The sequence below is a fragment of the Arcobacter sp. s6 genome (assembly GCF_040884245.1).
Taxonomy (GTDB): domain Bacteria; phylum Campylobacterota; class Campylobacteria; order Campylobacterales; family Arcobacteraceae; genus Aliarcobacter.
Genome location: NZ_JBEVTN010000026.1, coordinates 1 through 25,776, shown reverse-complemented (window position 1 = coordinate 25,776; position 25,776 = coordinate 1). Strand labels below are relative to the sequence as shown.

General features: G+C 30.0%; 26 protein-coding genes. 17 read left to right on the top strand and 9 right to left on the bottom strand.

Annotated elements, in window-relative coordinates:
* Positions 1 to 103 precede the first annotated feature (103 nt).
* The 5 genes from ABVS04_RS14630 to ABVS04_RS14610 are packed head-to-tail and all read left to right on the top strand — an operon-like array spanning position 104 to position 4,510.
* Positions 104 to 1,087: a sialic acid TRAP transporter substrate-binding protein SiaP gene (locus ABVS04_RS14630; RefSeq protein WP_368031518.1), complete on the top strand. Its 984-nt coding sequence runs from the start codon at positions 104 to 106 to the stop codon at positions 1,085 to 1,087.
* Between the two features lie 49 nt (positions 1,088 to 1,136).
* A complete protein-coding gene (locus tag ABVS04_RS14625; protein WP_368031517.1) occupies positions 1,137 to 1,688 on the top strand; it encodes a TRAP transporter small permease in 552 nt (183 codons plus the stop codon).
* Positions 1,688 to 2,968 (top strand): TRAP transporter large permease, encoded by a 1,281-nt coding sequence (locus ABVS04_RS14620; protein ID WP_368031516.1) that lies wholly within the window; start codon positions 1,688 to 1,690, stop codon positions 2,966 to 2,968. The genes ABVS04_RS14625 and ABVS04_RS14620 overlap by 1 nt, the downstream gene beginning before the upstream one ends.
* 14 nt (positions 2,969 to 2,982) lie before the next feature.
* Entirely contained in the window at positions 2,983 to 3,882 is a 900-nt protein-coding gene (locus ABVS04_RS14615; protein ID WP_368031515.1) for a sugar kinase, read from the top strand.
* A 10-nt stretch (positions 3,883 to 3,892) separates the two neighbouring features.
* On the top strand, positions 3,893 to 4,510 hold the full coding sequence (locus ABVS04_RS14610) for a bifunctional 4-hydroxy-2-oxoglutarate aldolase/2-dehydro-3-deoxy-phosphogluconate aldolase (RefSeq protein ID WP_368031514.1): 618 nt from the start codon (positions 3,893 to 3,895) through the stop codon (positions 4,508 to 4,510).
* Between the two features lie 99 nt (positions 4,511 to 4,609).
* Here the strand turns inward: ABVS04_RS14610 and ABVS04_RS14605 are convergent, their stop codons facing one another.
* From ABVS04_RS14605 to ABVS04_RS14595, 3 genes are all read right to left on the bottom strand, one after another.
* A complete protein-coding gene (locus ABVS04_RS14605) occupies positions 4,610 to 5,554 on the bottom strand; it encodes a sugar-binding transcriptional regulator (protein WP_368031512.1) in 945 nt (314 codons plus the stop codon).
* Between the two features lie 2 nt (positions 5,555 to 5,556).
* Positions 5,557 to 5,796: an HAD-IA family hydrolase gene (locus ABVS04_RS14600; protein WP_368031511.1), complete on the bottom strand. Its 240-nt coding sequence runs from the start codon at positions 5,794 to 5,796 to the stop codon at positions 5,557 to 5,559.
* Positions 5,797 to 5,892: 96 nt separating this feature from the next.
* Positions 5,893 to 6,261: an HAD family hydrolase gene (locus tag ABVS04_RS14595; RefSeq protein WP_368031510.1), complete on the bottom strand. Its 369-nt coding sequence runs from the start codon at positions 6,259 to 6,261 to the stop codon at positions 5,893 to 5,895.
* A gap of 265 nt (positions 6,262 to 6,526) precedes the next feature.
* On the opposite strand from ABVS04_RS14595, the gene ABVS04_RS14590 reads away from it, so the two are divergent.
* From ABVS04_RS14590 to ABVS04_RS14535, 12 genes are all read left to right on the top strand, one after another.
* The gene (locus ABVS04_RS14590) at positions 6,527 to 7,834 is read left to right on the top strand and encodes a sugar ABC transporter substrate-binding protein (RefSeq protein ID WP_368031509.1); all 1,308 of its coding nucleotides are present in this window, start codon (positions 6,527 to 6,529) and stop codon (positions 7,832 to 7,834) included.
* 99 nt (positions 7,835 to 7,933) lie between these two features.
* Positions 7,934 to 8,809 carry a carbohydrate ABC transporter permease gene (locus tag ABVS04_RS14585; RefSeq protein WP_368031508.1) on the top strand — a complete coding sequence of 292 codons (876 nt, stop codon included), beginning with the start codon at positions 7,934 to 7,936 and terminating at the stop codon, positions 8,807 to 8,809.
* Between the two features lie 10 nt (positions 8,810 to 8,819).
* A complete protein-coding gene (locus ABVS04_RS14580) occupies positions 8,820 to 9,650 on the top strand; it encodes a carbohydrate ABC transporter permease (protein ID WP_368031507.1) in 831 nt (276 codons plus the stop codon).
* A 49-nt stretch (positions 9,651 to 9,699) separates the two neighbouring features.
* Positions 9,700 to 10,752 (top strand): ABC transporter ATP-binding protein, encoded by a 1,053-nt coding sequence (locus ABVS04_RS14575; protein WP_368031506.1) that lies wholly within the window; start codon positions 9,700 to 9,702, stop codon positions 10,750 to 10,752.
* Positions 10,749 to 12,209: a mannitol dehydrogenase family protein gene (locus ABVS04_RS14570; RefSeq protein ID WP_368031504.1), complete on the top strand. Its 1,461-nt coding sequence runs from the start codon at positions 10,749 to 10,751 to the stop codon at positions 12,207 to 12,209. The genes ABVS04_RS14575 and ABVS04_RS14570 overlap by 4 nt, the downstream gene beginning before the upstream one ends.
* A gap of 25 nt (positions 12,210 to 12,234) precedes the next feature.
* The gene (locus ABVS04_RS14565; RefSeq protein WP_368031503.1) at positions 12,235 to 13,161 is read left to right on the top strand and encodes a carbohydrate kinase; all 927 of its coding nucleotides are present in this window, start codon (positions 12,235 to 12,237) and stop codon (positions 13,159 to 13,161) included.
* Between the two features lie 72 nt (positions 13,162 to 13,233).
* Entirely contained in the window at positions 13,234 to 14,697 is a 1,464-nt protein-coding gene (zwf, locus tag ABVS04_RS14560) for a glucose-6-phosphate dehydrogenase (RefSeq protein WP_368031502.1), read from the top strand.
* Positions 14,687 to 15,382, top strand: coding sequence for a 6-phosphogluconolactonase (pgl, locus tag ABVS04_RS14555; protein ID WP_368031501.1), 696 nt, complete (start codon positions 14,687 to 14,689; stop codon positions 15,380 to 15,382). The genes zwf and pgl overlap by 11 nt, the downstream gene beginning before the upstream one ends.
* Positions 15,379 to 17,208, top strand: coding sequence for a phosphogluconate dehydratase (edd, locus tag ABVS04_RS14550; protein WP_368031500.1), 1,830 nt, complete (start codon positions 15,379 to 15,381; stop codon positions 17,206 to 17,208). The genes pgl and edd overlap by 4 nt, the downstream gene beginning before the upstream one ends.
* 1 nt (position 17,209) lies before the next feature.
* Entirely contained in the window at positions 17,210 to 17,851 is a 642-nt protein-coding gene (locus ABVS04_RS14545; RefSeq protein WP_368031499.1) for a bifunctional 4-hydroxy-2-oxoglutarate aldolase/2-dehydro-3-deoxy-phosphogluconate aldolase, read from the top strand.
* Between the two features lie 2 nt (positions 17,852 to 17,853).
* Positions 17,854 to 19,506, top strand: coding sequence for a glucose-6-phosphate isomerase (pgi, locus tag ABVS04_RS14540; protein WP_368031498.1), 1,653 nt, complete (start codon positions 17,854 to 17,856; stop codon positions 19,504 to 19,506).
* Positions 19,507 to 19,550: 44 nt separating this feature from the next.
* Positions 19,551 to 20,495 (top strand): malate dehydrogenase, encoded by a 945-nt coding sequence (locus ABVS04_RS14535; RefSeq protein ID WP_368031497.1) that lies wholly within the window; start codon positions 19,551 to 19,553, stop codon positions 20,493 to 20,495.
* Positions 20,496 to 20,554: 59 nt separating this feature from the next.
* Here ABVS04_RS14535 and ABVS04_RS14530 read toward each other — a convergent pair whose 3' ends face one another.
* From ABVS04_RS14530 to kduD, 6 genes are all read right to left on the bottom strand, one after another.
* Positions 20,555 to 20,989 carry a hypothetical protein gene (locus tag ABVS04_RS14530; protein ID WP_368031496.1) on the bottom strand — a complete coding sequence of 145 codons (435 nt, stop codon included), beginning with the start codon at positions 20,987 to 20,989 and terminating at the stop codon, positions 20,555 to 20,557.
* A complete protein-coding gene (locus ABVS04_RS14525; RefSeq protein WP_368031495.1) occupies positions 20,989 to 21,894 on the bottom strand; it encodes an NAD(P)-dependent oxidoreductase in 906 nt (301 codons plus the stop codon). The genes ABVS04_RS14530 and ABVS04_RS14525 overlap by 1 nt, the downstream gene beginning before the upstream one ends.
* 34 nt (positions 21,895 to 21,928) lie before the next feature.
* Entirely contained in the window at positions 21,929 to 23,431 is a 1,503-nt protein-coding gene (locus ABVS04_RS14520) for a tripartite tricarboxylate transporter permease (protein WP_368031494.1), read from the bottom strand.
* Between the two features lie 52 nt (positions 23,432 to 23,483).
* The gene (locus ABVS04_RS14515; RefSeq protein ID WP_368031493.1) at positions 23,484 to 23,936 is read right to left on the bottom strand and encodes a tripartite tricarboxylate transporter TctB family protein; all 453 of its coding nucleotides are present in this window, start codon (positions 23,934 to 23,936) and stop codon (positions 23,484 to 23,486) included.
* A gap of 7 nt (positions 23,937 to 23,943) precedes the next feature.
* Positions 23,944 to 24,912 (bottom strand): Bug family tripartite tricarboxylate transporter substrate binding protein, encoded by a 969-nt coding sequence (locus ABVS04_RS14510; protein ID WP_368031492.1) that lies wholly within the window; start codon positions 24,910 to 24,912, stop codon positions 23,944 to 23,946.
* Positions 24,913 to 24,973: 61 nt separating this feature from the next.
* Positions 24,974 to 25,735: a 2-dehydro-3-deoxy-D-gluconate 5-dehydrogenase KduD gene (gene kduD, locus ABVS04_RS14505; protein WP_368031491.1), complete on the bottom strand. Its 762-nt coding sequence runs from the start codon at positions 25,733 to 25,735 to the stop codon at positions 24,974 to 24,976.
* Positions 25,736 to 25,776: the final 41 nt, after the last annotated feature.

The following is a 25,776-nucleotide window of genomic DNA, read 5'->3' as shown; positions in this document are numbered from 1 at the left end:
GTAGATTTGGAAAGATGAAAATGTCTGTGACTGGAAGAGTTTTTTGGTTTTTGTAAAAGATTCAACAAATAAAAAATAAAAATTTAACTAAGGAGAGAGAGTTATGTTTAAAAAATTATTGAAAAGTGTAGTTGTAGGTTTGTCGGTTTTTGGTTTTGCAAGTGTAGTTAATGCAGAGGTATTAAAACTTGCACACGTTTATGAAGTAGATCATCCTTTACATAAAGCAGCATTAATGGCTGCAAAAGAAATCTCAGAAAAAACAAATGGAAGAGTTGATATTCAAATTTATCCAGCTTCTCAATTAGGTAAAGAAACAGCTTTAAATGAAGGTTTAAATCTAGGTACTATAGATATGATTTATACAGGTAATGGTTTTGCTGGTAACACATACGGTCCTATTTCTTTACCAACTTATCCATTTACTTTAAGAGGAATTGAGCATTGGAAAAACTATAGAGATAGTTCTTTATTTACAGAACTTGCAGATGGTTATTCAAAAGCAACAGGTGGTATGGCTCAAGTTGTAGCTTTAAGTTATTATGGTCAAAGACAAGTAACTGCAAATAAACCAATTTTAACTCCTGCTGATATGAAAGGTTTAAAAATCAGAGTTCCTGATGCACCTGCATTTGTATTATTTCCAAAAGTTGTTGGTGCAAATCCAACTCCAATGGCATTTGCTGAAGTTTACTTAGCATTACAACAAGGTGTTGTTGATGCACAAGAAAATCCTCTTACTACAATCAAAGCTAAAAAATTTTATGAAGTACAATCAAATATTAGTTTAACAGGTCACGTTACAGATTCAATTTTAACTTTAATTTCAACATATAAATTGAAAAAATTAAGTAAAGATGATCAAAAAGTTGTAATTGATGCTTTTAAAACTGCTGCTAATTGGGCAACAGAAGAGGTTATTTCATCTGAAAAAGATCTTATTGCTTGGTTCAAAGAAAAAGGTATAAATGTAAATGTGGTTGATAGAACACCATTTATAAATGCTGTTAAACCTGCACTTACAGGTGGTGATATGCCATTTACAAAAGAAATGTATGAAAAATTACAAGCGATTCAAGGTAACTAAATTTATATAATAAGAGTAGATTATCTACTCTTATTTAAAAGGTGTCAAAATGGAAAAAATACAAAAAGATGATGTAGAAATGGCATTGGAAGAATTTGATGAACTTAGTGATGATTTATCTGATTTTAAATGGTATGACATTCCTGTTTTAGGAATTTTTTGGTTATTAATAATTGTTGTTGCATTACAATTTGTTTCAAGATATATATTTAACGATAGTATAGCTTGGACAGAAGAAATTGCTAGATATTTATTAATCATAATGTGTTTTGTTGGTGGAATTACATGTGTAAGAAAAGGTAAACATATCTTTTTAGAATTTTTTTATAGATATTTACCGATGAAATTAACAAAACAAATGATAATTTTTGTTGAATTTATAGTTGGATCTTTTTTTGTATTTGCTGGTTATTTATGTATAGAACTAGCAGGAAGAACAGCACAGAATATGGTTTTTATTCCCTTACCTAAAAGTACAATTTATTATACAGTTATGACAGCATGTTTTCTTATGGCTTTATTTTCTTTAATAAATATATATAGATTTAGTAAATTAAGTGCCCAAGAAGTTTATACAGAAAGATTAGGAGTAATAGAGTAATGGGATTAATTGTATTATTTATTTTATTAGTAATTTTATTAGTTATTGGTGTTCCTGTTGCTGTTTCATTAGCATTAGCTTCATTAGCTTATATATTAATTGATGGTTTACCAAGTGTAGTATTAATTCATAATATGATAAATGGGATTGATAGTTTTCCATTACTTGCAATTCCATTTTTTATTTTAGCAGGGCATTTGATGAATACAGGTGGTATTACTAATAAAATTTTTGCTTTTGCAAGAGCTTGTGTTGGTTGGATGCATGGTGGTTTAGGTCACGTAAATGTAGGAGCTAGTGTTATTTTTGCTGGTATGTCAGGTGCTGCTGTTGCTGATGCTGGTGGTTTAGGTAATATTGAAATAAAAGCTATGAAAGATGCTAAGTATGATACAGATTTTTCTGTTGGAATTACAGCTGCTTCATCTATTATAGGACCAATTATTCCGCCATCATTGCCTTTAGTTATTTATGGTGTTACGGCTTCTGTTTCTATTGGTGAACTTTTTGTAGCAGGAATAATCCCTGGTTTATTAATGGCTGTATCTTTGATGATTATGGTTGCATATTATGCTAGAAAAAGAAATTATCCAAGAGATAAAAGTTTTGAATGGATTAGGCTAAGAGAAACATTTAAAAAAGCTTTTTTACCACTTTTAACGCCTGCTATTATAATAGGTGGTATTGCAACAGGAGCATTTACTCCAACGGAATCAGCGGTTGCTGCTGTTATGTATTCATTGTTTTTAGGAATGGTAGTTTATAAAACTTTAACATTTAAACATTTGATAAAAGTATCTATGGAAACAATAGAAACAACAGCTGCAATTTTATTAATTATTGCAAGTGCTGCTATTTTCGCATGGATTTTAACAGCGAATCAAGTTGCTAATCATTTAGGAGATTTTTTATTAAGTTTATCTACTGATAAAACAGTATTGCTTTTAATTATAATGTTATTAGTTTTACTTATTGGTATGTTTATGGAAACAATTGCAGCTATTACAATTTTGGTGCCTTTGCTTATGCCAATTGCAGCAACTGTTGGTATTGATCCTGTTCATTTAGGAATTATTGTAATTTTAAACTTAATGATAGGATTATTAACTCCACCTGTGGGAATGGTATTGTATGTACTTTCTGAAGTTTCAAATGTTAAATTTGAGCAATGTGTAAAAGCTACTATGCCATTTTTAATTCCACTTACTATAGTTTTATTATTAGTAACATTTTTCCCACAACTAGCACTTTGGTTACCCGAAATGCTATATAGACAATAGATAAAAGGTTGAATATGAAGATTGCAATTATTGGTGAATGTATGGTTGAGCTATTTGATCAAGGTGATGGATCATTTAAAAGAACATTTGGAGGTGATACTTTAAATAGTGCAATATACCTTTCTAAATGTACCCAAAATGTTGATTGTTTTTATATAACTCTTTTAGGTGATGATTTATTAAGTAATGAAATGATTAAATTTTGGGAAAAAGAGGGAATAAAAACAAACTTTGTTGAGCAAGTGTCAAATAGTGTTCCAGGTTTATATATGATTCAAACAGATGATCAAGGAGAAAGAAGCTTTTTATATTGGAGAGATAATGCTCCTGTTAAAAAACTTTTTTTAACTTCAAATAAAACAAATTTAATAAATAAATTGCAAGGTTTTGATTGGATATATTTTTCAGGGATATCTTTAGCTATTTTAGAAGAAGAAGGTCGAGAAGCCTTATTTAAGCTTTTAAAAGATTTTAGACAATCAGGTGGAAAAGTTGCCTTTGATAATAATTATAGACCTAAGTTATGGGAAGGTAAAGATGTCAAAGCAAATATGCAAAGAGCATATGAAAATTGTGATATAGCTCTTCCTTCAATTGATGATGAGTTTTTATTATGGGGAGATGATAGTTTAGAATCTGTGAAAAATAGATTAATTGGTTTTGGATGCGGTGAAATTGTTATAAAAAGAGGAAGCGATTCTTGTATAGTTTATAAAGATGGAATGAATTATGAATTCCAAATTGAACCTATTGCAAATATTGTTGATACAACAGCAGCAGGAGATAGCTTCAATGGCGCATATCTTGCACAAAGATTAGAGGGTGTTTGTATTGAAGATTCAGTAAAACTTGCTTCAAAGGTTGCAGGTCAAGTAATTGCACAAAAAGGTGCAATTGTACCTATAAATATTTAAAAGGTTTTTTATGAGTGAAATAAAAAATATATGTAACCAAGTACCAATAATTCCAGTATTAGTTATTGATGATATATCAAAAGCTAAACCTTTAGCTAAAACTTTAATAGAAGCTGGATTAAATGTTCTTGAAGTAACTTTACGAACATCATGCGCACTTGAAGTTATAAAATTAATGAGTGAAGTTAAAGGTTCAATTGTTGGTGCTGGAACTGTATTAAATAAAAAAGATGTAATTAATGCAAAATTAGCAGGTGCTAAATTTATAGTATCTCCTGGTTTTACGCAAGAAATTATTGATGCTTGTGAAGAGGAAAATATTCCTTTGCTTCCAGGAGTTTCAACCGCTGTTGAAGTTATGCAGATTTATGAAAAAGGTTTTGATATGTTGAAATTTTTTCCAGCAGAAGCAGCAGGGGGAATTCCAATGTTAAAAGCTCTAAGTGGTCCATTTCCTAATATTTCATTCTGTCCAACAGGTGGTATTAGTGAAAGTTTAGCTTATGATTATATTGATTTACCAAATGTAGTATGTGTTGGAGGTTCTTGGATAACACCTAATTCTTTAGTTAAAGCTGAGAATTGGGAAGCTATTAAAGCAATAGCATTAAAAGCACAACAACGATAAATTTATAAAAGTAAACTTTAAAGGCCATATTCTAATTTTAAGATATGGCCTTTTTTTATATTTAAAAAATATAAATATAGAAAAAGATTCTTTGCAGTCCTAAGCTAATAGAGATTTTGCACACATTTCATTTGTAACTAAACCATTAATTAATTTACCTTCTAGGGCTGCTTTTATTGCAATTAGTTTTGCTTGTATTGCCGCAATTCCAATTATCAATTTTTCAGGATTTTTTGTAAGAGGAATACTTGTTAATCTTTTATTTGTACATCCATCTATTATATTACCTTTAATATCAAAAGCCCAACCTATTATTTCTCCTACTGCTTTTGCTTCTAATAAAGCATCTAACTCTTCTTTGTTGATAAAATTATCTTTATACATAGGAGCATTTGCATCAATTTGTCCAATACCTACAAATGAGATATCAACTTTTTTAGCAAGTGCCAAAATATTTTTTGTTGATTGTTGATTATGTAATAAATCTCGCTCTTCTTGGGTTTTAACTATTAAAGGAAGAGGCATAGGATAATATGTAGCATTTGTTTTATCTGCAATTTTACTAACAACTTCATGGGAAGAGGCAGAACCATCATTTGCCATATTTCCAACTAAAGATAAAAGTTTATGGTGAGATCCATTTATCGGTGAAAGCTCATTTGCAATCATATTTAAAACTTTTCCAGTACCTAAACCTATTATTAATGGATCTTTTGATTCAATATATTTTTCTAGTATTTGAGCCCCTGCTTGTCCTAAACCTATATTTGTACTTATATCTTGAGTAACACTTGGAATTACTTCACACTCTTTTAAAGAGTATTTCTTTTTTAATTCAGATGCTAGTTTCATACAGCTTGCTATTGGATGATCAAGTCTTACTTTTATAAGTTTTTCACTAACAGATAATGAAACCATTCTTTGTGCTGATTGTCTAGAAATACCAAATTCATTTGCAATTTCTTCTTGATTATATCCTGCAACATAATAAAGCCAACCAGCTCGTGCTGCTAAATCATATTTATCGCCTTTTTTATGTACCATTATTATTTTCCTTTTTCATTTTTACTTGATAAATGGGGTAGATATTCAAAGAACATATTCATATCTTCAAATACAAAATCAGGCTCATATGCATATTTATGATTTTTATCCCATGCTTTCAGATGACTAGCACCTATAAAGTGCCAAGTTTTCATACCTGCTTTTTTCCCACCTTCAATTCCAACTAAACTATCTTCTATTACTAATACATTTTTTGGTTCTATATTAAACCTTTTTTGCACAATTTAAATATATATCAGGAGCTGGTTTCCCCTTGTCACCTAAATTATATGCACTAAAAATATTGTCTTTTAGATGTTCATATATGCCAACTGTTTTTAATGAACTATTAGCTCTTGTTTACTACTACTTGTTGCAACACATTTTTTTATATTCAATTGTTCTAGAATATCTTTTATTCCAGGAACTATTTTTAACTCTTTTTTAAATACTTTTAATAATTCTTCTCTATACTCTTCTTCAAAATTATCTGCTAATTGAATGTTAAAATTTTTAAGAACATGACTTTTTACTTTTAAATATGATTGTCCAATAAAATGTTTTTGTACATATTGAGTATCTATTTCAATTCCTAATTTATTAAATTGCATAGATATTACTTTTGCACTTATTGTTTCACTATCTACTAAAACTCCATCACAATCAAAGATAATTAATTGAATATTTTCATAATTTTCAATTTTCAAAATATTGAGCCTTTTATTGATTTTATAAATAGGAGTATACAAGTTTTTATTTTACATAAAGATTATTATTAGTTATTCAAAAGAAATATTTATAACTTAATTAGAACTGAAGAAAATACATAAGAATTTTTTTTTAAAATAGTATAAAAAATAACCTTCTCTTAAGTTACAATTTAGTTTCAAGGTGATATTATTTTCTCAACTAGTGAGCTTTTGCTATAGATATTGGCAAAAGCTCATTTTTTAACTAAAACTAAGGAGAGAGATGAATGTTAAAAAAATACTAAAAACTAGTATGGTTGCTGCAATTGCTAGCGTATGTTTAAATGCAGGTGATTTAACGATTGCTACTGTTAATAATGGACATATGGTAGAGATGCAAAAACTATCAAAAGTGTTTGAAAAAGAAAATCCAGGTATCAACCTTAAATGGGTTGTTTTAGAAGAAGGTGTTTTAAGACAAAGAGTTACAACTGATATTGCAACTAAAGGTGGTCAGTTTGATATTATGACTATTGGTATGTATGAAGCACCAATGTGGGGTAAAAAAGGTTGGATTGAAGAAATGAAATTCGATGCTGCTTATGATCAAAAAGATCTTTTACCTGCAATGGTTGATGGTCTATCAAGTGATGGAAAACTTTATGCAGCTCCTTTTTATGGAGAGAGTTCTATGCTTATGTATAGAAAAGACTTAGTTGAAAAAGCTGGTATGACTATTACTGATAATCCTAGCTGGGATCATATCGCAGAAGTAGCAAAAGCAATTCATAATCCAGATCAAGGTGTTTATGGTATCTGTTTAAGAGGAAAAGCAGGTTGGGGTGATAATATGGCATTGATTACTACAATGGCAAATACATTTGGTGGACAATGGTTTGATAAAGATGGTAAACCTCAATTAACTTCAGATGCTTGGAATAACACACTTAACTATTATGTTGACTTATTAACTAAATATGGACCTCCAGGTTCAAGTGGAAATAGCTTTAATGAAATTTTAGCTTTATTTAATGAAGGTAAATGTGGTATGTGGATTGATGCAACAATTGCAGCATCATTTATTTCAGATCCAGCACAATCAAAAGTACATGATAAAGTAGCATTTGCTCAATCTCCTGTAGGTGTTACAAACAAAGGTGCAAACTGGTTATGGTCTTGGGCTTTAGCGATTCCTTCAAGTACTAAAAACTTAACAGATGCACAAAAATTCATTTCTTGGGCAACTTCAAAAGAGTATATTAAATTAGTTGGTGAAACTAATGGATGGGAAAAAGTTCCTACAGGTACAAGAAAAAGTACTTATGAAAATGAAAACTTTAAAAAAGCAGCAGTTTTTGCAGATGCTGAGTTAAAAGCAATTTTATCAGCAAATCCAAAAGACTCTACTTTAAATCCTACTCCTTTTGTAGGTGTTCAATTTGTTACAATTCCTGAATTTCAAGGTATTGCAACTTCAGTTGGTAAAGATATGAGTTCAGCATTAGCTGGAAAAATGTCTGTAAAAGAAGCTTTAGAGTATTCTCAAGAAACAGCTGATAGAACTATGAAAAGAGCAAGATATTATAAATAATATCAAGTCAAAAAAAAGAGCTTAGCTCTTTTTTTTGATATATGTCTATTAAAGTAATAAATTTTTTATATATAGCAAAATAATTTAACAAGGTAAATAATGAAATTTAATTTAAGTAAAAACGCCGTTATGAACTTATTAAAAGCGCCTAGTATCATTGTTCTATTTTTATGGATGATAGTACCGCTTTCAATGACTTTATATTTTTCGGTAATTAGATATAACCTATTAAGTCCTATGGACAATGGATTTGAAGGTTTAGGAAATTATGAATTTTTTATGACAGATTCTGCTTTTATGCCAGCTGTTTTAAATTCTTTAATTTTAGTAGTGAGTATTATTGTTGTTACCATTATCTCGGGGATAATTTTAGCTGTTTTAATTGATAGAACATTCCCTGGACGAGGAATAGTAAGAGTTATGCTTATTTCTCCTTTTTTCATAATGCCTACAGTAAATGCATTATTATGGAAAAATATGTTTATGAATCCTGTTTATGGAATGTTTGCATTTTTCTCTAATACCTTAGGACTAGAGCCAATAGATTGGATGTCAGATTTTCCTTTAGCATCAGTTATTATAATGTTAAGTTGGCAATGGACTCCATTTGCACTACTGATTTTTATGACAGCATTACAATCTCAAGATCAAGAACAAAAAGAAGCAGCTGAGTTAGATGGTGCTGGTTTTTTTGCAAAGTTTTATTATTTAACTTTGCCTCATTTATCAAGATCAATTGCAATTGTAATTATGATAGAAATGATATTCCATTTATCTATCTTTGCTGAGATTTTAATTACAACAGGTGGTGGACCAGGTAATGATGGTACTAACTTAACATATATGATTTTTACAAATGCTTTATTAGACTTTGATGTTGGTATTGCTTCAGCAGGTGGTGTTTTTGCCATTATATTAGCAAATATCGTAGCTTACTTCTTAATTAAGCAAGTTGGCAAAAGCTTAATGGCATAAGGAATAGAAAATGACTTATAAAACTAAACAAAAAATTACCCATAGAATACTAGTTACTCTAGCTTGGTTAATTGCAATTGTATTCTTTTTTCCAATTTTTTGGATGATATTAACAAGCTTTAAAACAGAGTTACAAGCAATTGCTGTACCTCCGTTATTTGTATTTGATTTTACTTTTGAAAACTATTCGTTAGTTAATGAAAGAAGTGATTATTTTCATCATGCAATGAACTCAATTATTACATCATTTGGTGCAACTTTATTATCATTAATAATTGCAGTTCCAGCAGCATACTCTTTTGCTTTTTCTCCTACGAAAAATACAAAAGATGTTTTACTATGGATGTTATCAACAAAAATGTTACCAGCGGTTGGTGTATTGGTTCCAATATATTTAATGGCTCAAAAGTTTGGTTTATTAGATACAAAAACAGTATTAATTATTATTTTTGCACTTATGAATTTACCAATTATTATATGGATGCTATTCTCATACTTCAAAGATTTACCAAAAGATATCTTAGAAGCTTGTAGTTTAGATGGTGCAAATTATTTACAAGAGTTAAGACATATCGTTTTACCATTATCTTGGGGTGGAATTACATCAACAGGATTATTAAGTATTGTATTATGTTGGAATGAAGCATTTTGGTCTATTAATTTAACTTCAGCTGATGCTGCAACATTAACAGCTTTAGTTGCTTCATATTCAAGTCCTGAAGGATTATTCTGGGCTAAGTTATCAGCAATTTCAACATTGGCATGTGCTCCAATAGTAGTATTTGGTTGGTTCTGTCAAAAACAATTAGTACAAGGTTTAACCTTTGGTGCTGTTAAATAAAAATTATTAGAATTATTAAAAATTATTAAAAAAAATTAAAGGAACTTATATGCTAGGAGTTGAATTAAGAAATGTTGTAAAAGCTTATGAAGGCCATACAATAATTCAAGGTGCAAATTTACAAATAAAAAAAGGTGAATTCGTTGTTTTCGTAGGACCAAGTGGTTGTGGGAAATCAACATTAATGAGAACAATCGCTGGTTTAGAAGAAATTACAAGCGGTGAAATTTTAATTCATGGAGAAGTTATCAATGATACTCCTCCTTCAAAAAGAGGGGTTGCTATGGTATTCCAATCATATGCACTTTACCCTCATATGAATGTATATGACAATATGTCATTTTCTTTAAAACTTGCAAAAGTACCAAAAGCAGAAATTGATGAAAGAGTTAAAAAAGCTGCAACATCTTTACAAATGACAAATTTACTTGATAGATTACCAAAAAATCTTTCAGGTGGACAAAGACAAAGGGTGGCAATTGGTCGTGCGATTATTAGAGAGCCAAAAGTATTCTTATTTGATGAACCATTATCAAATCTAGATGCAAATTTAAGATCTAATACAAGAATTGAAATTGCAAAATTACATAAACACTTAGAAGCTACTATGCTTTATGTAACACATGATCAAGTTGAAGCTATGACATTAGCAGACAGAATTGTAGTTTTAAACGCAGGTGTAATTCAACAATTTGGGTCACCAGATGATTTATATAAAAGTCCAGATAATTTATTTGTTGCAGGATTTATAGGAAGTCCTAAAATGAACTTTATTGAAACTGAAAATTCATCAGAGGCTCAATACATAGTTAATAATATTGAAAATAGATTAGAGAATAGAAGAAATACAGTTAAAACTGTAGGTGTTAGACCTGAGCATATTAATTTATGTGACAAAGAAAATGCTAAATTTACAGGAGTTGTTGATTTAGTTGAGAATTTAGGTGAGTACATGATTTATTATGTGAAACTTAACAATGATGAGATTCTTACAGTTAAAAGTGATAATCCAGATCACCTTGCAATAGGTGATACGGCATATTTAAACTGTGATGATTCTAAATTTTACTTTTTTGACAATGAAGATAAGGCAATAAAATGATATTAAATAAAAACTTTTTAGAAAACAAATCATTCAATAAGGCTGACTATAATTATAGTCAAGCTGATTTGACTGCGGGTATTGTACATATTGGTGTTGGAAACTTCCATAGATCTCACCAAGCATATTATCTAGATGCTTTATTTAATAAAAGAAAAGATTTAAATTATGGAATTATTGGTGCTGGTTTAAGAGAATATGATTCTTTTATGAGAAATGATCTTTTAAAACAAGATTGTTTAACAACGGTTGTTTCAAGAGATAGCCAAACTACAAATGTACGTGTTTTACAATCTATGATTGATTTTATTGAAGTTGATAATAAACTTTTAGTTGAGTCTTTAACAAATGAAAATATCAAAATAGTTTCACTTACAATAACAGAAGGTGGTTACTATATTGATTCTTATGGTAACTTTAATATTCAAAATGAAGAGATTCAAGCTGATATTAAAAATCCTGATAGTCCAAATACTGCATTTGGTATATTGATTAAAGCACTTAAAATTAGAAAAGAAAAAGGCATTGCTCCTTTTACTTTATTAACTTGTGACAATATAGCTCATAATGGAGACGTTCTAAAAAATGTTGTAGTTAAATTATCAGCAGCAATTGATGCTGAATTAAGTGAATATATAGCATCAAATGTATCTTTTCCAAATTCAATGGTTGATAGAATTACTCCAACTGCAACAGATGCAGATAGAGCATTTATTCAAAGTGAATATGGATATATTGATAATAGACCTGTATTTTGTGAACCATTTATTCAATGGATTATAGAAGATAACTTTTGTAATGGAAGACCAGCTTTAGAAGAAGTAGGCGTTATGTTTGTTGAAGATATCGAAGCATATGAATTAATGAAAATTAGAATGCTAAATGGTTCTCATGCTGCTATTTCATCTGTTAGTGCATTATTAAATATCGATTATGTACATGAAGCATTAGAGCATAAAACTGTTAAAACTTTCTTAGATAATATTATGAATAAAGAAGTAATTCCTGTATTAAAAAATATTATTGATGTTAATTTAGATGAGTATTACAATACTGTATTAAATAGATTTGCAAATCCTTATATTAAAGATACGATTACAAGAATTTGTTTTGATAATTCAAATAAACAACCTAAATTTATTATTGATAGTATTAAAAGTGGAATTAAAAATGGTGTAAATGTTGATGGTTTAATATTAACTTGTGCATTATGGTGTCGTTATTCAATAGGTACTGATGAAAATAATAAAGCAATAGATATAAATGATGGTAGAAAAGATAAACTAAAAGAGTTAGCTCTTGAAGCTAAAACTAATCCAATTGTTTTTATTCAAATGGAAGATATCTATGGAAACTTAAGTGAAAATGAATATTTTGCAAGCACATTCTCTAAATTCTTAAATAGTATTTGGGAAAATGGTGTTGAAAATACAGTAATAAATTATAATAAACAATAGTAAATAAACCAAAGGATAATACAAAATGATTATATGTTGTGGAGAAGCTTTAATAGATATGATACCTACTACTTTAGATAGTAAAGAAACTGCTTTTATTCCTAAAATTGGAGGAGCAATTTTAAATACTTCTATTTGTTTAGGAAGACTGGGGGCTGATGTTGGTTTTTTAGGATCAGTTTCTAAAGACTTATTTGGAGAGCAAATATTAGAAGAATTAACTAACTCAAAAGTTAACACTTCTTTTTGTATTGAAACTTCAAATAACACAACTCTAGCATTTGCAAAAATTGCAAATGGAACTACAACATATAGTTTTTTTGATGAAAATAGTTCGAATAGAACTATTTGTTTAAAAGATGTAGTTTTAGATGATGAAGTAGTTGATACTATTTATGTTGGTGGAATATCATTAATGAGTGAACCAAATGGAACAGAGATTGAAAACTTCATTTCAAAAGAAAGCTCAAAAAAAATTGTTTTCTATGATCCAAATGTAAGACCTAATTTTATAGAAAATAGATCACTTTTTATACAAAGATTTGAAAAAATATTATCTCAAAGTGATATTATAAAGATTTCAGAAGAAGATTTAGAATGGTTATACCCAAATGGTTCTTTTGAAGAAATCTATAAACAATGGCTTGAATTAGGTCTTAGTATTATTGTCCTTACAAGAGGAAGTGAAGGTGCTATTATCAAAACTAAAAATTGTGAAGCAACTTCTCGTGGAGAAAAAGTTGAAGTGGTAGATACTATTGGTGCTGGTGATATATTTAACGGTGCATTATTATTTTCATTATCTAATCACAAGAATTTTTCAAAAAAAGAATTAATTAATATTGATAAAGAATCATTAGAAGAATCATTAAAATTTGCCAATAAAGTTGCTGCTATTAGTGTAGGTAGAACAGGTGCAAATCCTCCTTTTTTTAATGAGTTAGATTTTTAATTATATTTAATGGTAGTTATAACATTATAATGTTATTATGTTGCCATGTTTTTTAATAAAGGATAAAAATTTATGAATGAAATAAAAAATTCTTCTGACATCATAATTTTTGGAGCATATGGGGATCTTTCTTTTAGAAAACTAATCCCTGCTTTATATCATCTTTTTAACGATGATTATTTGGATGCTGGTTGTAAAATCATATCAGTTTCAAGACAAAAAATAAGCCAAGAAGATCATATAAAACTTACAAAAGAAAAATTAATAGAATTTATAGAACCAGAATTGTTTAGTGAAGATGCATTTGAAAAATTTAAAAAACTTTTACATGCAGTTTATGTAGATTTTGCTGATAATGATACTTATAAAGATTTAAAAAAATTATTAGACAAAAGTACAAATGAAGATAGAATCTCTTACTTATCTACATCTCCTAGTTTTTTTGGCGATATTTGTAAATCTTTAAACCATTGGGGTTTAATAAAGCCAACAAGTCGTGTTGTTTTAGAAAAACCAATTGGTAGAGATTTAGAATCTGCAAGGGAGATAAATAATCAAGTATTAAGCTATTTTAATGAAAATCAAATTTATAGAATTGATCATTATTTAGGAAAAAATACTGTACAAAATATTTTAGCTTTACGTTTTGCAAATAGAATTATGATGCCACTTTGGGATTCTACTAATATTGACCATATACAAATAACAGTTGCAGAAAGCGTTGGTGTTGAAGGTAGATGGGGATATTATGACCAATTTGGTGCAATGAGAGATATGATTCAAAATCATCTTATGCAACTACTTTGTTTAATTGCAATGGAACCACCTTGTTCACTAGATGCAAATAGTATTAGAGATGAAAAAGTAAAAGTTTTAAGATCATTAAGACCAATTACTAGAGAAAATGTAGCCTTAAGTACTGTTCGAGCTCAATATGACAAGGGTTCAATAAATGGACAACCTGTTCCTGGATATTTAGAAGGTGAGGGAGTATCTCAAAGTACAACAGAAACTTTTGCAGCTTTAAAAGTAGATATAGATAACTGGAGATGGAATGGCGTTCCTTTTTACATAAGAAGTGGAAAAAGAATGCAAAAAAGAAATTCTGAAATTGTTGTTCAATTTAAAAATGTTCCCCATTCAATTTTCCAAAATAATGGAGAGCCTGTATCTTCAAATAGATTAGTAATTACACTTCAACCTGAAGAGAGTATTACTTTAAGTTTAATTAATAAAGTTCCAGATTTAAGTAAAAATATGAGACTAGAAGAAGTTGATTTAGAGCTTATGACACCTTGTACATTAAAAAGAAAAAATGAAGCTTATGAGAGATTATTACTTGATGTAATTAGATCTAATCCTACTTTATTTATGAGACTTGATGAAGTTGAAAGTGCATGGAAATGGGTTGATACTATTCTTGAAGCATGGGAAGATAATTTAGTTCCTATGAAAAAATATACAGCAGGAACAAATGGACCAAGTGCAAGTATTCAATTAGTTGCAAAAGATGGTAGGGATTGGCATGAAGAATAAAAATGAACATTTTTTTTTAGAACAAAAAGATTTAATAGATACTTTAAGTTCAAAAATTATTAATAATTTAGAAGAAGCAATACTAAATAAAGGAAGAGCTTCTTTATTGGTTTCAGGAGGTAGTACTCCTAAACCTTTATTTGAAAAACTTAGTACTTTTGATATTCCTTGGGAAAAAGTAAAAATTGGCCTTTGTGATGAAAGATGGATTGATAAAAATCATAAAGATTCAAATGAAAAACTAGTAAGGGATTTCCTATTAGTTAATTTTGCACAAAAAGCACAATTTATATCAATGTATCAAGAAAATATAAATATTGAAGATGCCCAAGAAGTTTGTTCAGATATTTACTACAAAGAGTTATTTCCTTTTGACGTATTAATTTTAGGTATGGGAAATGATGGACATACAGCTTCTTTATTCCCTAATAATATTAAATTAAAAGAGGCATTAGAAACAAGTGAGCATTTTTGTATTTGTATGAAACCTGATACTGCTCCTTATGAAAGAATGAGTTTAACAAAAACAGCAATATTAAGCGCTATTAATCTTTATTTGCATTTTGAAGGTGTTGAAAAACAAGATGTATACAAAAAAGTTCTTGAAGGTGCGTCTAGCAATGATATGCCAGTTTCTGCAATATTAAATCAAGATAAGAAAAAAATCGAGGTATATTACAAATGAATGAAATAATACTAGAAGTTACACAAAATATAATAAATAGATCAAAAACAAGTCGTGAAATTTATTTAAACAGAGTAAAAGAAGCTAGCTCTAAAAAAGTAAATAGATCAAAAATGGGATGTAGTAATCTAGCTCATACAATAGCTCCTATGAGCAATGTTGAAAAAGAAGCTATGTCAAATATGATTACTCCAAATATAGCAATAGTTACTTCATATAATGATATGTTATCAGCACACGAGCCTTTTAGTGTATATCCTCCGCTTATAAAAAGAACTTTATTGCAAGAAGGTGCTACAGCACAAGTTGCATCAGGAGTTCCTGCTATGTGTGATGGTGTTACACAAGGTTTTGAAGGAATGGAGCTAAGCTTATTTTCAAGAGATAATATAGCAATGGGTGCTGCAATTGGTTTATCACATAATGTATATGATGGAGCTATATTTTTAGGAGTTTGTGACAAAATTGTTCCTGGACTTTTAATTGGAGCTTTATCTTTTGGACACTTACCAGCTATTTTTATGCCAGCAGGTCCAATGCCATCTGGTATTTCAAATAAAGAAAAAGCATTAGTAAGACAAGAATTTGCTCAAGGTAAAGTTGATGAAAAAGCATTATTTAAAGTAGAAGCAGCTTCATATCATAGTAGTGGAACTTGTACTTTTTATGGTACGGCAAACTCAAATCAAATGCTTTTAGAAATGATGGGATTACAGCTTCCAAACTCTTCTTTTATAAATGCTAATACACAACTTCGTGATGAATTAACACAGGAAGCATCAAGAAAACTCTTAAACTTAACAGCTTTCAAAAATAATTTCACACCAATAGCAGATATCGTAAGTGAAAAAAGTTTTGTAAATGCAATAGTTGGATTAATGGCAACAGGTGGCTCAACTAATCATACAATTCACTTAATTGCAATGGCAAGGGCTGCTGGAATTATTTTAAATTGGGATGATTTTAATATGATTTCTAAAGTTACTCCACTTTTATGTAAGTTATATCCAAATGGAAGTGCTGATGTAAATCACTTTAGAGATGCAGGTGGTATGAGTGTTGTTATTCATGAATTAATAAATGCAGGATTAGTACATGAAGATGTAAATACTGTAGTTGGATTTGGTTTAAAAAACTATATTGTTGAGCCATCATTAAAAGATAATGTATTAACTTTTAATAAAGGTGCAACTGTTTCAAGAGATAAAGACATTATCTCAAGTGTTGCTGCTCCTTTCTCAAAAGAGGGTGGAATTACATTACTTGAAGGAAATTTAGGAAGAAGTATTATCAAAACTTCTGCACTTAAAGAAGAGCATTTATATGTAAAAGCTCCGGCTATGGTTTTCTCAACTCAAGATGAATTAAAAGATGCCTTTAAACAAGGTTTATTAAATAAAGATTTTGTAGCAGTTGTTAAATTTCAAGGTCCAAAAGCAAATGGAATGCCTGAACTTCATGGTTTATTACCTTCTCTTGGAGTTCTTCAAGATAAAGGTTATAAAGTTGCTATCGTAACAGATGGAAGAATGTCAGGGGCTTCAGGAAAAGTTCCATCAGCAATTCATTTAGTTGGTGAAGCTGCAAATGGTGGGAATATTGCACTTATTGAAAATGGCGATATTATCTGTTTAGATGTTAAAAATGGAAAATTAAACTTAGAAATACCTGCAGAAGAAAAAATTAGAAGACAAATTAAAAAAGCAGACTTATCTGCAAACCAAGCTAACTATGGAAGAAATTTATTCTCAATTGTTAGAGCAAATATTAGTACAGCAGAAGAGGGTGCTACTATTTTCGATATTATTGGAAAAGAGAGAAGTTAAGATGAAATTAAATGCAACAGAAGTATTAAGTATTTCGCCAATTGTTCCTGTTATTGCTTTAGATAATATAGAAGATGCTTTACCTTTAGCAAAAGCTTTACAAGATGGTGGAATAAATATTATGGAGATTACTTTAAGAACTCCAACAGGTTTGAAAGCTATTGAGTTAATCTCAAAAGAGATGCCTTCTATGAATGTAGGAGCAGGAACTGTATGTAATAAGAAAGATTTAGAAGATTCAATCGCACATGGTGCTGCTTTTATCTTCTCACCTGGAATTAGTGAAGAGTTAATTCAAAGTGCAAAGCAAAATGATATTGCTTTAATTGCAGGTGTTTCAAATGCATCAGAAATTATGCTTGCTCAAAATAATGATTTGTTTGCTTGTAAATTATTTCCAGCAGTTCAAGTTGGAGGAATAGATCTTTTAAAAGCATTTTCAGGACCTTTCCCTAAAATGAGATTCTGCCCAACAGGTGGAGTTAGTTTAGATAATATGAATGACTTTTTAGATTTAAAGAATGTTCTTTGTGTTGGTGGTTCATGGCTAGTTCCTAAGAACTTATTAAAAGAGAAAAAATTTGAAGAAATCACTAGAATTGCTAAAAGTTCAATTGAAAAAATCATTGGAAATAAGGCTTAATAATGAATGAACAAAGAGATGTTTTATTTGCAAGATTAAAACAAATTAGAAGCCAATTAAAGAATCTTTCTATAAGTGATTTATTTACTTTAAATCCAAAAAGATTTGAAGAATTTTCAACTTCAATAGATGATATGATTCTTGATTATTCTAAACTTCATTTAAATAAAGATGTATTAACTACACTTTTTAAACTTGCAAGAGTTTGTGATGTTGAAGAAAAAAGAGATGCAATGTATAGAGGTGATAAAATAAATATCACTGAAAATAGAGCAGTTCTTCATATAGCCCTTAGAAATAAACTAGATAATCCTATATATGTTGATGATAGGGATATTATGCAAGATGTGCATGATGGTTTAGAAAAAATGCAAGAGTTTGCAAATGGAATTAGAAATGGAAAAATTGTATCTTCAAGCAATGAAGCCTTTACTGATATTGTAAATATTGGAATTGGTGGTTCTCACCTTGGACCTGCAATGGTTACCCAAGCTTTAAAACCATTTCATGATGGACCAAAACTACATTTTGTATCTAATATTGATTCTTCTCATATAACAGATGTTTTAAGTGATTTAGATCCTAAAAAAACTTTGATATTAATTGCATCAAAAACATTTACAACTATTGAAACAATGACAAATGCAAAAACAGCTATGAAATGGATGTCAAATGCAGTTGGTGAAGAGAATGCTAGTGAACATTTTGCAGCTATTTCAACAGCTTTAGAAAAAACAAAAGATTTTGGTATTAAAGATAGTCGTGTATTTGGTTACTGGGATTGGGTTGGTGGAAGATATTCTATTTGGAGTTCAATTGGTTTAGGTGTAATGATTGCAATTGGAACAAAGAATTTTGATGAGTTTTTAGATGGTGCTTATGAAATGGATCAGCATTTTAAAAATGCACCTCTTGAAGAAAATATGCCAGTACTTTTAGGTTTAATTGGAATTTGGCATATTAATATTTGTGAATATCCAACAAGAGCAATTTTACCATATGATCAAAGACTTAGTTCATTTCCTTCTTATATTCAACAGCTTGATATGGAGAGTAATGGAAAAAGTATTTCATCAAGTGGTGAAATGTTATATGAAAAAACAGGTGCAATTGTTTGGGGTGATGCAGGAACAAATTCTCAACACTCATTTTTCCAATTATTACATCAAGGCTCTCAAATAGTTCCTTGTGAATTTATGTTGGGAGTTAATAAATCAGAAACAGATATGAAAGAACATAATGATTTATTAATAGCAAACTGCTTAGCACAAAGCCAAGCTTTAATGGCAGGAAGAAGAGTTGATGAGGTTATTAGAGTTTTAGAAAAAAGAGGTGTTTCCCATGAAGAGTCTATTAGATTAGCACCACATAGACAGTTCAATGGTAACCGTCCTTCTTCAACACTTTTATATAAAAAACTTGACCCTAAAACTTTAGGAAAAATTATTGCTTTATATGAGCATAGAGTTTTTGTAGAAGGTATTATTTGGGGAGTTGATTCATTTGATCAATGGGGAGTTGAACTTGGAAAAGAGTTAGCCTCTGAAATGTTATCTCATGTTCAAAACTGTGATAAGAAAAAAGATTATTCTCATAAAGATATGGACGCTTCAAGTGCGGGATTATTAAATGCTATTAGTGCATGGCAAGAATAAATTTAAAAAATATAAAAGACAATTAAGATAATTAAGGATTTATAGTGGAAAATAAAAAAGTTGGAATTATTGGTGTAGGAAATGTGGGTTCAACACTTGCTTATTCTCTTGCATCAAGAGGAATTTGTTCATCAATTGTTTTAAAAGATATTAGAGAAAATATAGTTGAAGCTATGGCTTTAGATATTTCACAAGCAGCAAATTCAGCAAAATCACATACTATAGTAAAAGCAGCTAAGAGTGGTGAAGATTTAAAAGATTGTGAAGTTATTGTTATAACAGCTGGAATTCCTAGAAAACCAGGAATGAGTAGAGATGATTTACTTTTAACAAATGCAAAAATTATGCAAGCTGTTTTAGAAGATATTAAAAAATATGCTCCTAATTCAAAAATCATTATTGTATCAAACCCACTTGATGCAATGGTTTATGCAGCACTTAAAATACTTAAATTTCCAAGAGAACAAGTTATTGGAATGGCTGGAATTTTAGATAGTGCGAGAATGTCTCATTTTATTTGTGAGAAGTTAGGATATGGTGCAGGTCAAATTGAATCATCAGTTATGGGTGGTCATGGTGATGCTATGGTTCCTTTAGTAAACTATTCAACAGTTGCCGGTGTTGCTTTACCTGAACTTTTAAGTAAAGAAGATATTGAGGATATCGTTACAAAAACAAAGAATGGTGGACTTCAAATCGTAAAACTTTTAGAAACAGGATCTGCTTATTACGCTCCTGCTCATGCAACTTCTTTAATGGTTGAAGCAATTTTATATAACACTAAAAAAATATATCCATGTTCAGTTATGCTAGATGGAGAATATGATTGTAAAAATGTTGTAAGTGGAGTTCCTGTTATGTTAGGAGCTAATGGAATTGAAAAAGTTATTGAATTAAAACTTGATAAAGAGCAAAAAGAGTTATTTGCAAATTCAGTTGCTTCTGTTCAAGAATTAATTGATACTTTAGATGAGAAATTTTTTATATAATTTAAAAGTATAACTATTCAGTCCTAAACAAAGAGTTTAGGACTTTGAATAAACTAAGATTATTTTTGTTGTAATTCATGTATCATAAGCTGCTCAAAAGCTACTGCTATCCATGAACTTATTAGCATATCAAACCACTGCTCAACACCACTACAAGCCACAACAATATTCCCATAAACAAAAGATCCATAAAATGGTAAATCATCCTCTCTTAGAGATGAAGGATGCATTGATTGTGTAACAATATTTGCTTGTCTTTCTCTCCATGCTTGTAGAGCTTTTTTTCGTGCAAATTCATTAAATGGTAGTTGCCATTCAGAGTTTTTAATAGATTCTTCATATAAAATAGCATCATCAAAATTAGCTTCCCAAGGTTTTATTCTTGGGTCCATGATTACAATATGAAGCTCTTTTCTATTTGTTCTTTTAAATAGCTCTTCAATTGATGGTTTAACTAATTGAACTGCTTGTTTTGCAATATCTAAATGTTTCATTATTTAGCAGTCTTTGCAAAAGTTTCTGCAAAATGAGCTACCATATCAGGAACATCTAAATCACCTTTACCAAGATCAACAGCACTTCCAAGAGATGCTTTTGTTCCTGCTGCAATTGCACTTGAAACATTTAATGATTGGGTCATACTTACATAATAACCTAAATCTTTATGTGCATTTGCTATAGAAAAACCTAATGATTTAGAATTACCATCAACTGCATTTGCTTTTACTAAATCCATCATCATTGAGTGTAATGGTCCAGCTGACATAATACTATATAAGTCTTCTCTTTTAATACTTGCTAAATCAGCCATTGCAAATGCTTCTGACATGGCAGTAGCAAGTGTCATTCCAAAGAAATTATTGATTAGTTTTAATGTATGCCCTGCACCTAAAGGACCAACATGAAATACATTTTGACCAATATCTTCAAAAACAGGTTTAACTCTTTCAAAATCAGCTTTTTCACCAGCACTCATAATATTTAATAATCCATCAAGAGCATGTTTTGGAGTTCTTCCTAGTGGAGCATCCATAAAAGAAACGCCTTTTTCTTTTAGTTTTGCTCCAATTGCTTTAGTTGACTCAGGAACAGATGTTCCTAAATCAATTACAATTGATCCAGCTTTTACATTTGCAATAAGCCCATTTTCACCTGACATAATTGACTCAACAGATTTAGATGTATCAACACAAATAAAGATAACTTCTGAGTTAGCAGCTAAATCACTAGTATTATTAACAACTGTTGCTCCTCTTTCTTCAGCTTTTATTATACCTTCATTACGACTTCTTCCTAAAACTGTTAATGAGTAATTTAAATCTTGTAATCTATTTACAATTGCAGATCCCATTAATCCTAATCCAATGAAACCTATTTTTGGAAGTATTTTATTTGACATATTTATCCTTTTTTATTTAATTTTTAATATTATTTTATGATTCTAAATTTTTATCATTTGCATGTAATTTTTTGAATCTACGATAACTTGTAACTGCCATAAACACTGCTAAAATTAAGAAAATAGCACTGATTGGTCTTGTAACAAAGATTGTAATATCATCTTGTGATAACAATAATGAACGACGCATATTTTGCTCTGCCATTGGTCCAAGGATTAATGCTAATAAAATAGGTGAAACTGGAAATTTTCCTTTACCCATAAAATAAGCAATTACTCCAATAACAAGGGCTAATCCAACATCAAAAAAGCTAAATCTTATTGAATAAGAACCTGTGATACATAGTAGAAATATAATTGGAGTTAATATTTTTGTATCAATATTAATTAATTTTGTAAATAATCTCGCACCACTTAACCCAACAATCAATAATACTATTTGACATAAAATCATACCTGCAAAAATAGGGTAAACAACATCTATATGGTCTTTAAATAATAAAGGTCCAGGTTGTAAACCATGAATTGTTAAAGCACCAAGTAAAACAGCAGTTACAGCATCACCTGGAACTCCTAATGTTAACATTGGAATCATGGCTCCACCTGTTGCTCCATTATTTGCAGATTCAGGTGCTGCTATACCTTCTAGGGAACCTTTACCAAATTTTTCTGCTTCTTTTGATGTTCTTTTTGCTTCACCATAAGCTACAAATGCAGCTACATCACATCCTAAACCTGGAACACTCCCCATGAATGAACCAATACTTCCACCTTTAAGCATAGTAGGTATTAGTGACTTGATTTCTTTTAGTTTTGGTAAAATTTGTCCAACTTTAGATTTAACTTGTGGCACAACTCCTATATCTTCAATATTTCTAAATACTTGAGCAAAACCAAATAAACCAATTAATACAGGAATAAATGTTATACCTCCAAGTAAATTATCATTATCAAAAGTAAAACGTGGTACACCTGATAATGGATCAAATCCAATGGTTGTTAATAATAATCCAATTAAAACTACGATTGTACCTTTAAGTAATGATTCATCAGAAATTGAAATAATCATTGTAAGCCCAAAAACAGCTAATGCAAAAAATTCAGGAGGACCAAAACGTAAACCAAATTCTGCTATTTCAGGTGATAAAAATGCCATTATAAGAGCGCCAATGGTTCCTCCTACAAATGAAGCAATAGTTGAAATACCAATAGCTTTTCCAGCTTCTCCTTTTTGAGAAAGAGGGTACCCATCAAGTAATGTAGCAGCAGCAGCTGGAGTTCCTGGTGTACGAATTAGAATAGCAGAAATTGAGCCACCATAAATTGCTCCTGTAAATATTCCCATTAATAATAATAAACCTTCAACTGCAGGTAAACTATAAGTAAACGGTATTAGCAATGCACAACCCATCGTAGCAGATAGTCCAGGTAGACATCCAACTATAATACCAGCTGTAACTCCAATAAGAATAAACATTAAACTAATTGGGTTAGTTAAAATTAGTTGGAATGCATCCATTAAATAGTCCAAAGTCATGGTCTATCTCCTTTTAGTAAAATACTTAGGCATAATGCCTTATTAAACCGTTTCAAAATGTCAACTCAGGTAAAGGGATTTTTAAGAAAAATTGAAAAATTGCATAAACCATAGAAGCAACTGAAATACTTACTATTGCGTTTAATAAATAATTTTTTTGTCCCAAATATCTTATAGTTACAAATAAAAATATTGCTGTTGAAATATAAAATCCTAAAACTTGCATAAGAAACAAATATCCAATTGTAATTCCTAAAGTAATGCTCGCACGAATAAAACCTTGTTTATTTATTGTTTCAAGATTTTTCATTTCATTACCTCTCATAGCTTGAACTATGAGAGAAAATGATGCAATAAATAACATTACAGCTAAAATTTGTGGGAAAAAGTTTGGTCCATAACGGTTATTACCAATTCCAACATATTGTTCTGCATATAAAATAATGGCAATACTTAATATACATAAAGCAGAGCCAACACCAATGTTAATTGTTTTACTATGCATAATTAAATTACTTTTTAGTTAAACCAACAGATTCTAATGTTGGTTTAAGTACTTTTTCCATATTTGCTAAAAAGTCTTCAAAACCTTTTGAATCTTCATATACTAAACCCAGCCCTACAGTTTTAGTAAACTCACGGAATTCAGGATCATCAAACATTTTTTTAAATCCTTCTTCTAAAAATTTTACACGATCAGCAGGAACATTTTTTGGTAAGGCAAGTCCTCTCCAGTCTAAAACAGGAGCTCCAACTTTATATCCTGCATCTGTGTATGTTGGAATATCAGGGAAAGAAGGATTAGTATTTACTGCATCAATTGCCAGAACATTTAGTTGTCCACCTTCTCTTAATTGTTTTACTTCGTCAATACCTGTTGCTGCTAAATCAATATGTCCACCTAATAAAGCTGAACTTGTTGGTGCTGCTCCATCAAAAGGAATAAAATTAAATTTTATACCATATGCTTCTGCAAGTGATGCTATAGATAAATGCCAAGCAACTCCAGCTCCTGTGTGACCAACTGTTACTTGACCTGGATTTGCTTTAGCAAATTCCATTACGTCTTTTAATGATTTCCATTTTGAATCACTTTTAACACTTAGTGCAGTTGAACTTTGATTTAATAATTGAAGTAATTTAAAATCATGATAGTTAAGATTTGATAATCCCATTAACTCATAAGTACTAAGACCAAAAGTGATTAATCCTACAGTATATCCATCAGGACGAGCAAGTTTTACAGAACTCATACCAACTACACCTTGTCCACCAATTTTATTAACAACATTTACATTTACACCAATATGTTTTTCAGCATTTTTAACTAATGCCCGTGCAATAGTATCAGTACCTCCACCTGCTGACCATGGTACAACTAATGTTAAATCTTTATCTGGAAATGCTGCAAAAGCAGTGCTTGCTGAAAAACCTAAAACTGATAAACTCACAACTACATTTTTTAATACTCTTTTAAACATAACTCTCTCTCCTTAGTTAAATTCATTTATAATTTTGCAAATCTTTTTACAAAAACCAAAACTATCTTCCCATCCATCCACCATCAACACACATTACAATTCCATGAATATAATCAGAAGCTTTTGATGCTAAAAATACAGCAGGTCCTGCAAAATCTTCTGCTTTACCCCATCTAGCAGCTGGTATTCTTTCCAAAATAGAATTACTTCTAATTGGATCATCTCTTAATGCTTTTGTATTATCTGTTTCAATATATCCAGGTGCAATTGCATTCACATTTACACCATGAACAGCCCATTCATTAGATAAAGCCTTTGTTAATTGGGCTATAGCTCCTTTAGAAGCCGCATATCCAGGAACAGTAATTCCACCTTGAAAACTTAATAAAGATGCTGTAAATATAATCTTTCCACAACCTTTACTAATCATTTCTTTTCCAAATTCTCGACTTAATATAAATTGTGCATTTAAATTTATTTCAATTACACTATCCCATAAATCATCACTATGCTCAGCAGCAGGTGCTCTTTTTATGATTCCTGCATTATTTATCAAGATATCTGGACTAATTCCATCTTTTTTAACTTGATTAATAAAAGAGTATAAATCTTCTCTATTTGAAAAATCGCAAGAGTAAAATCTAAATTCTCTACCTAAAGATTCAATTTCTTTTTGTGTTTCACTATCTTTAGTCATTGATGAGCTAACACCAATAATATTTGCTCCAGCTTTTGCAAGTCCAATAGCAATACCTTGACCGATGCCTCTATTACAACCTGTAACCAGTGCAACTTTACCACTTAAATCAAATGCATCATTCATTTTAAATCCATTTTTTTACTATACTTTTGATTTTCCTTTAA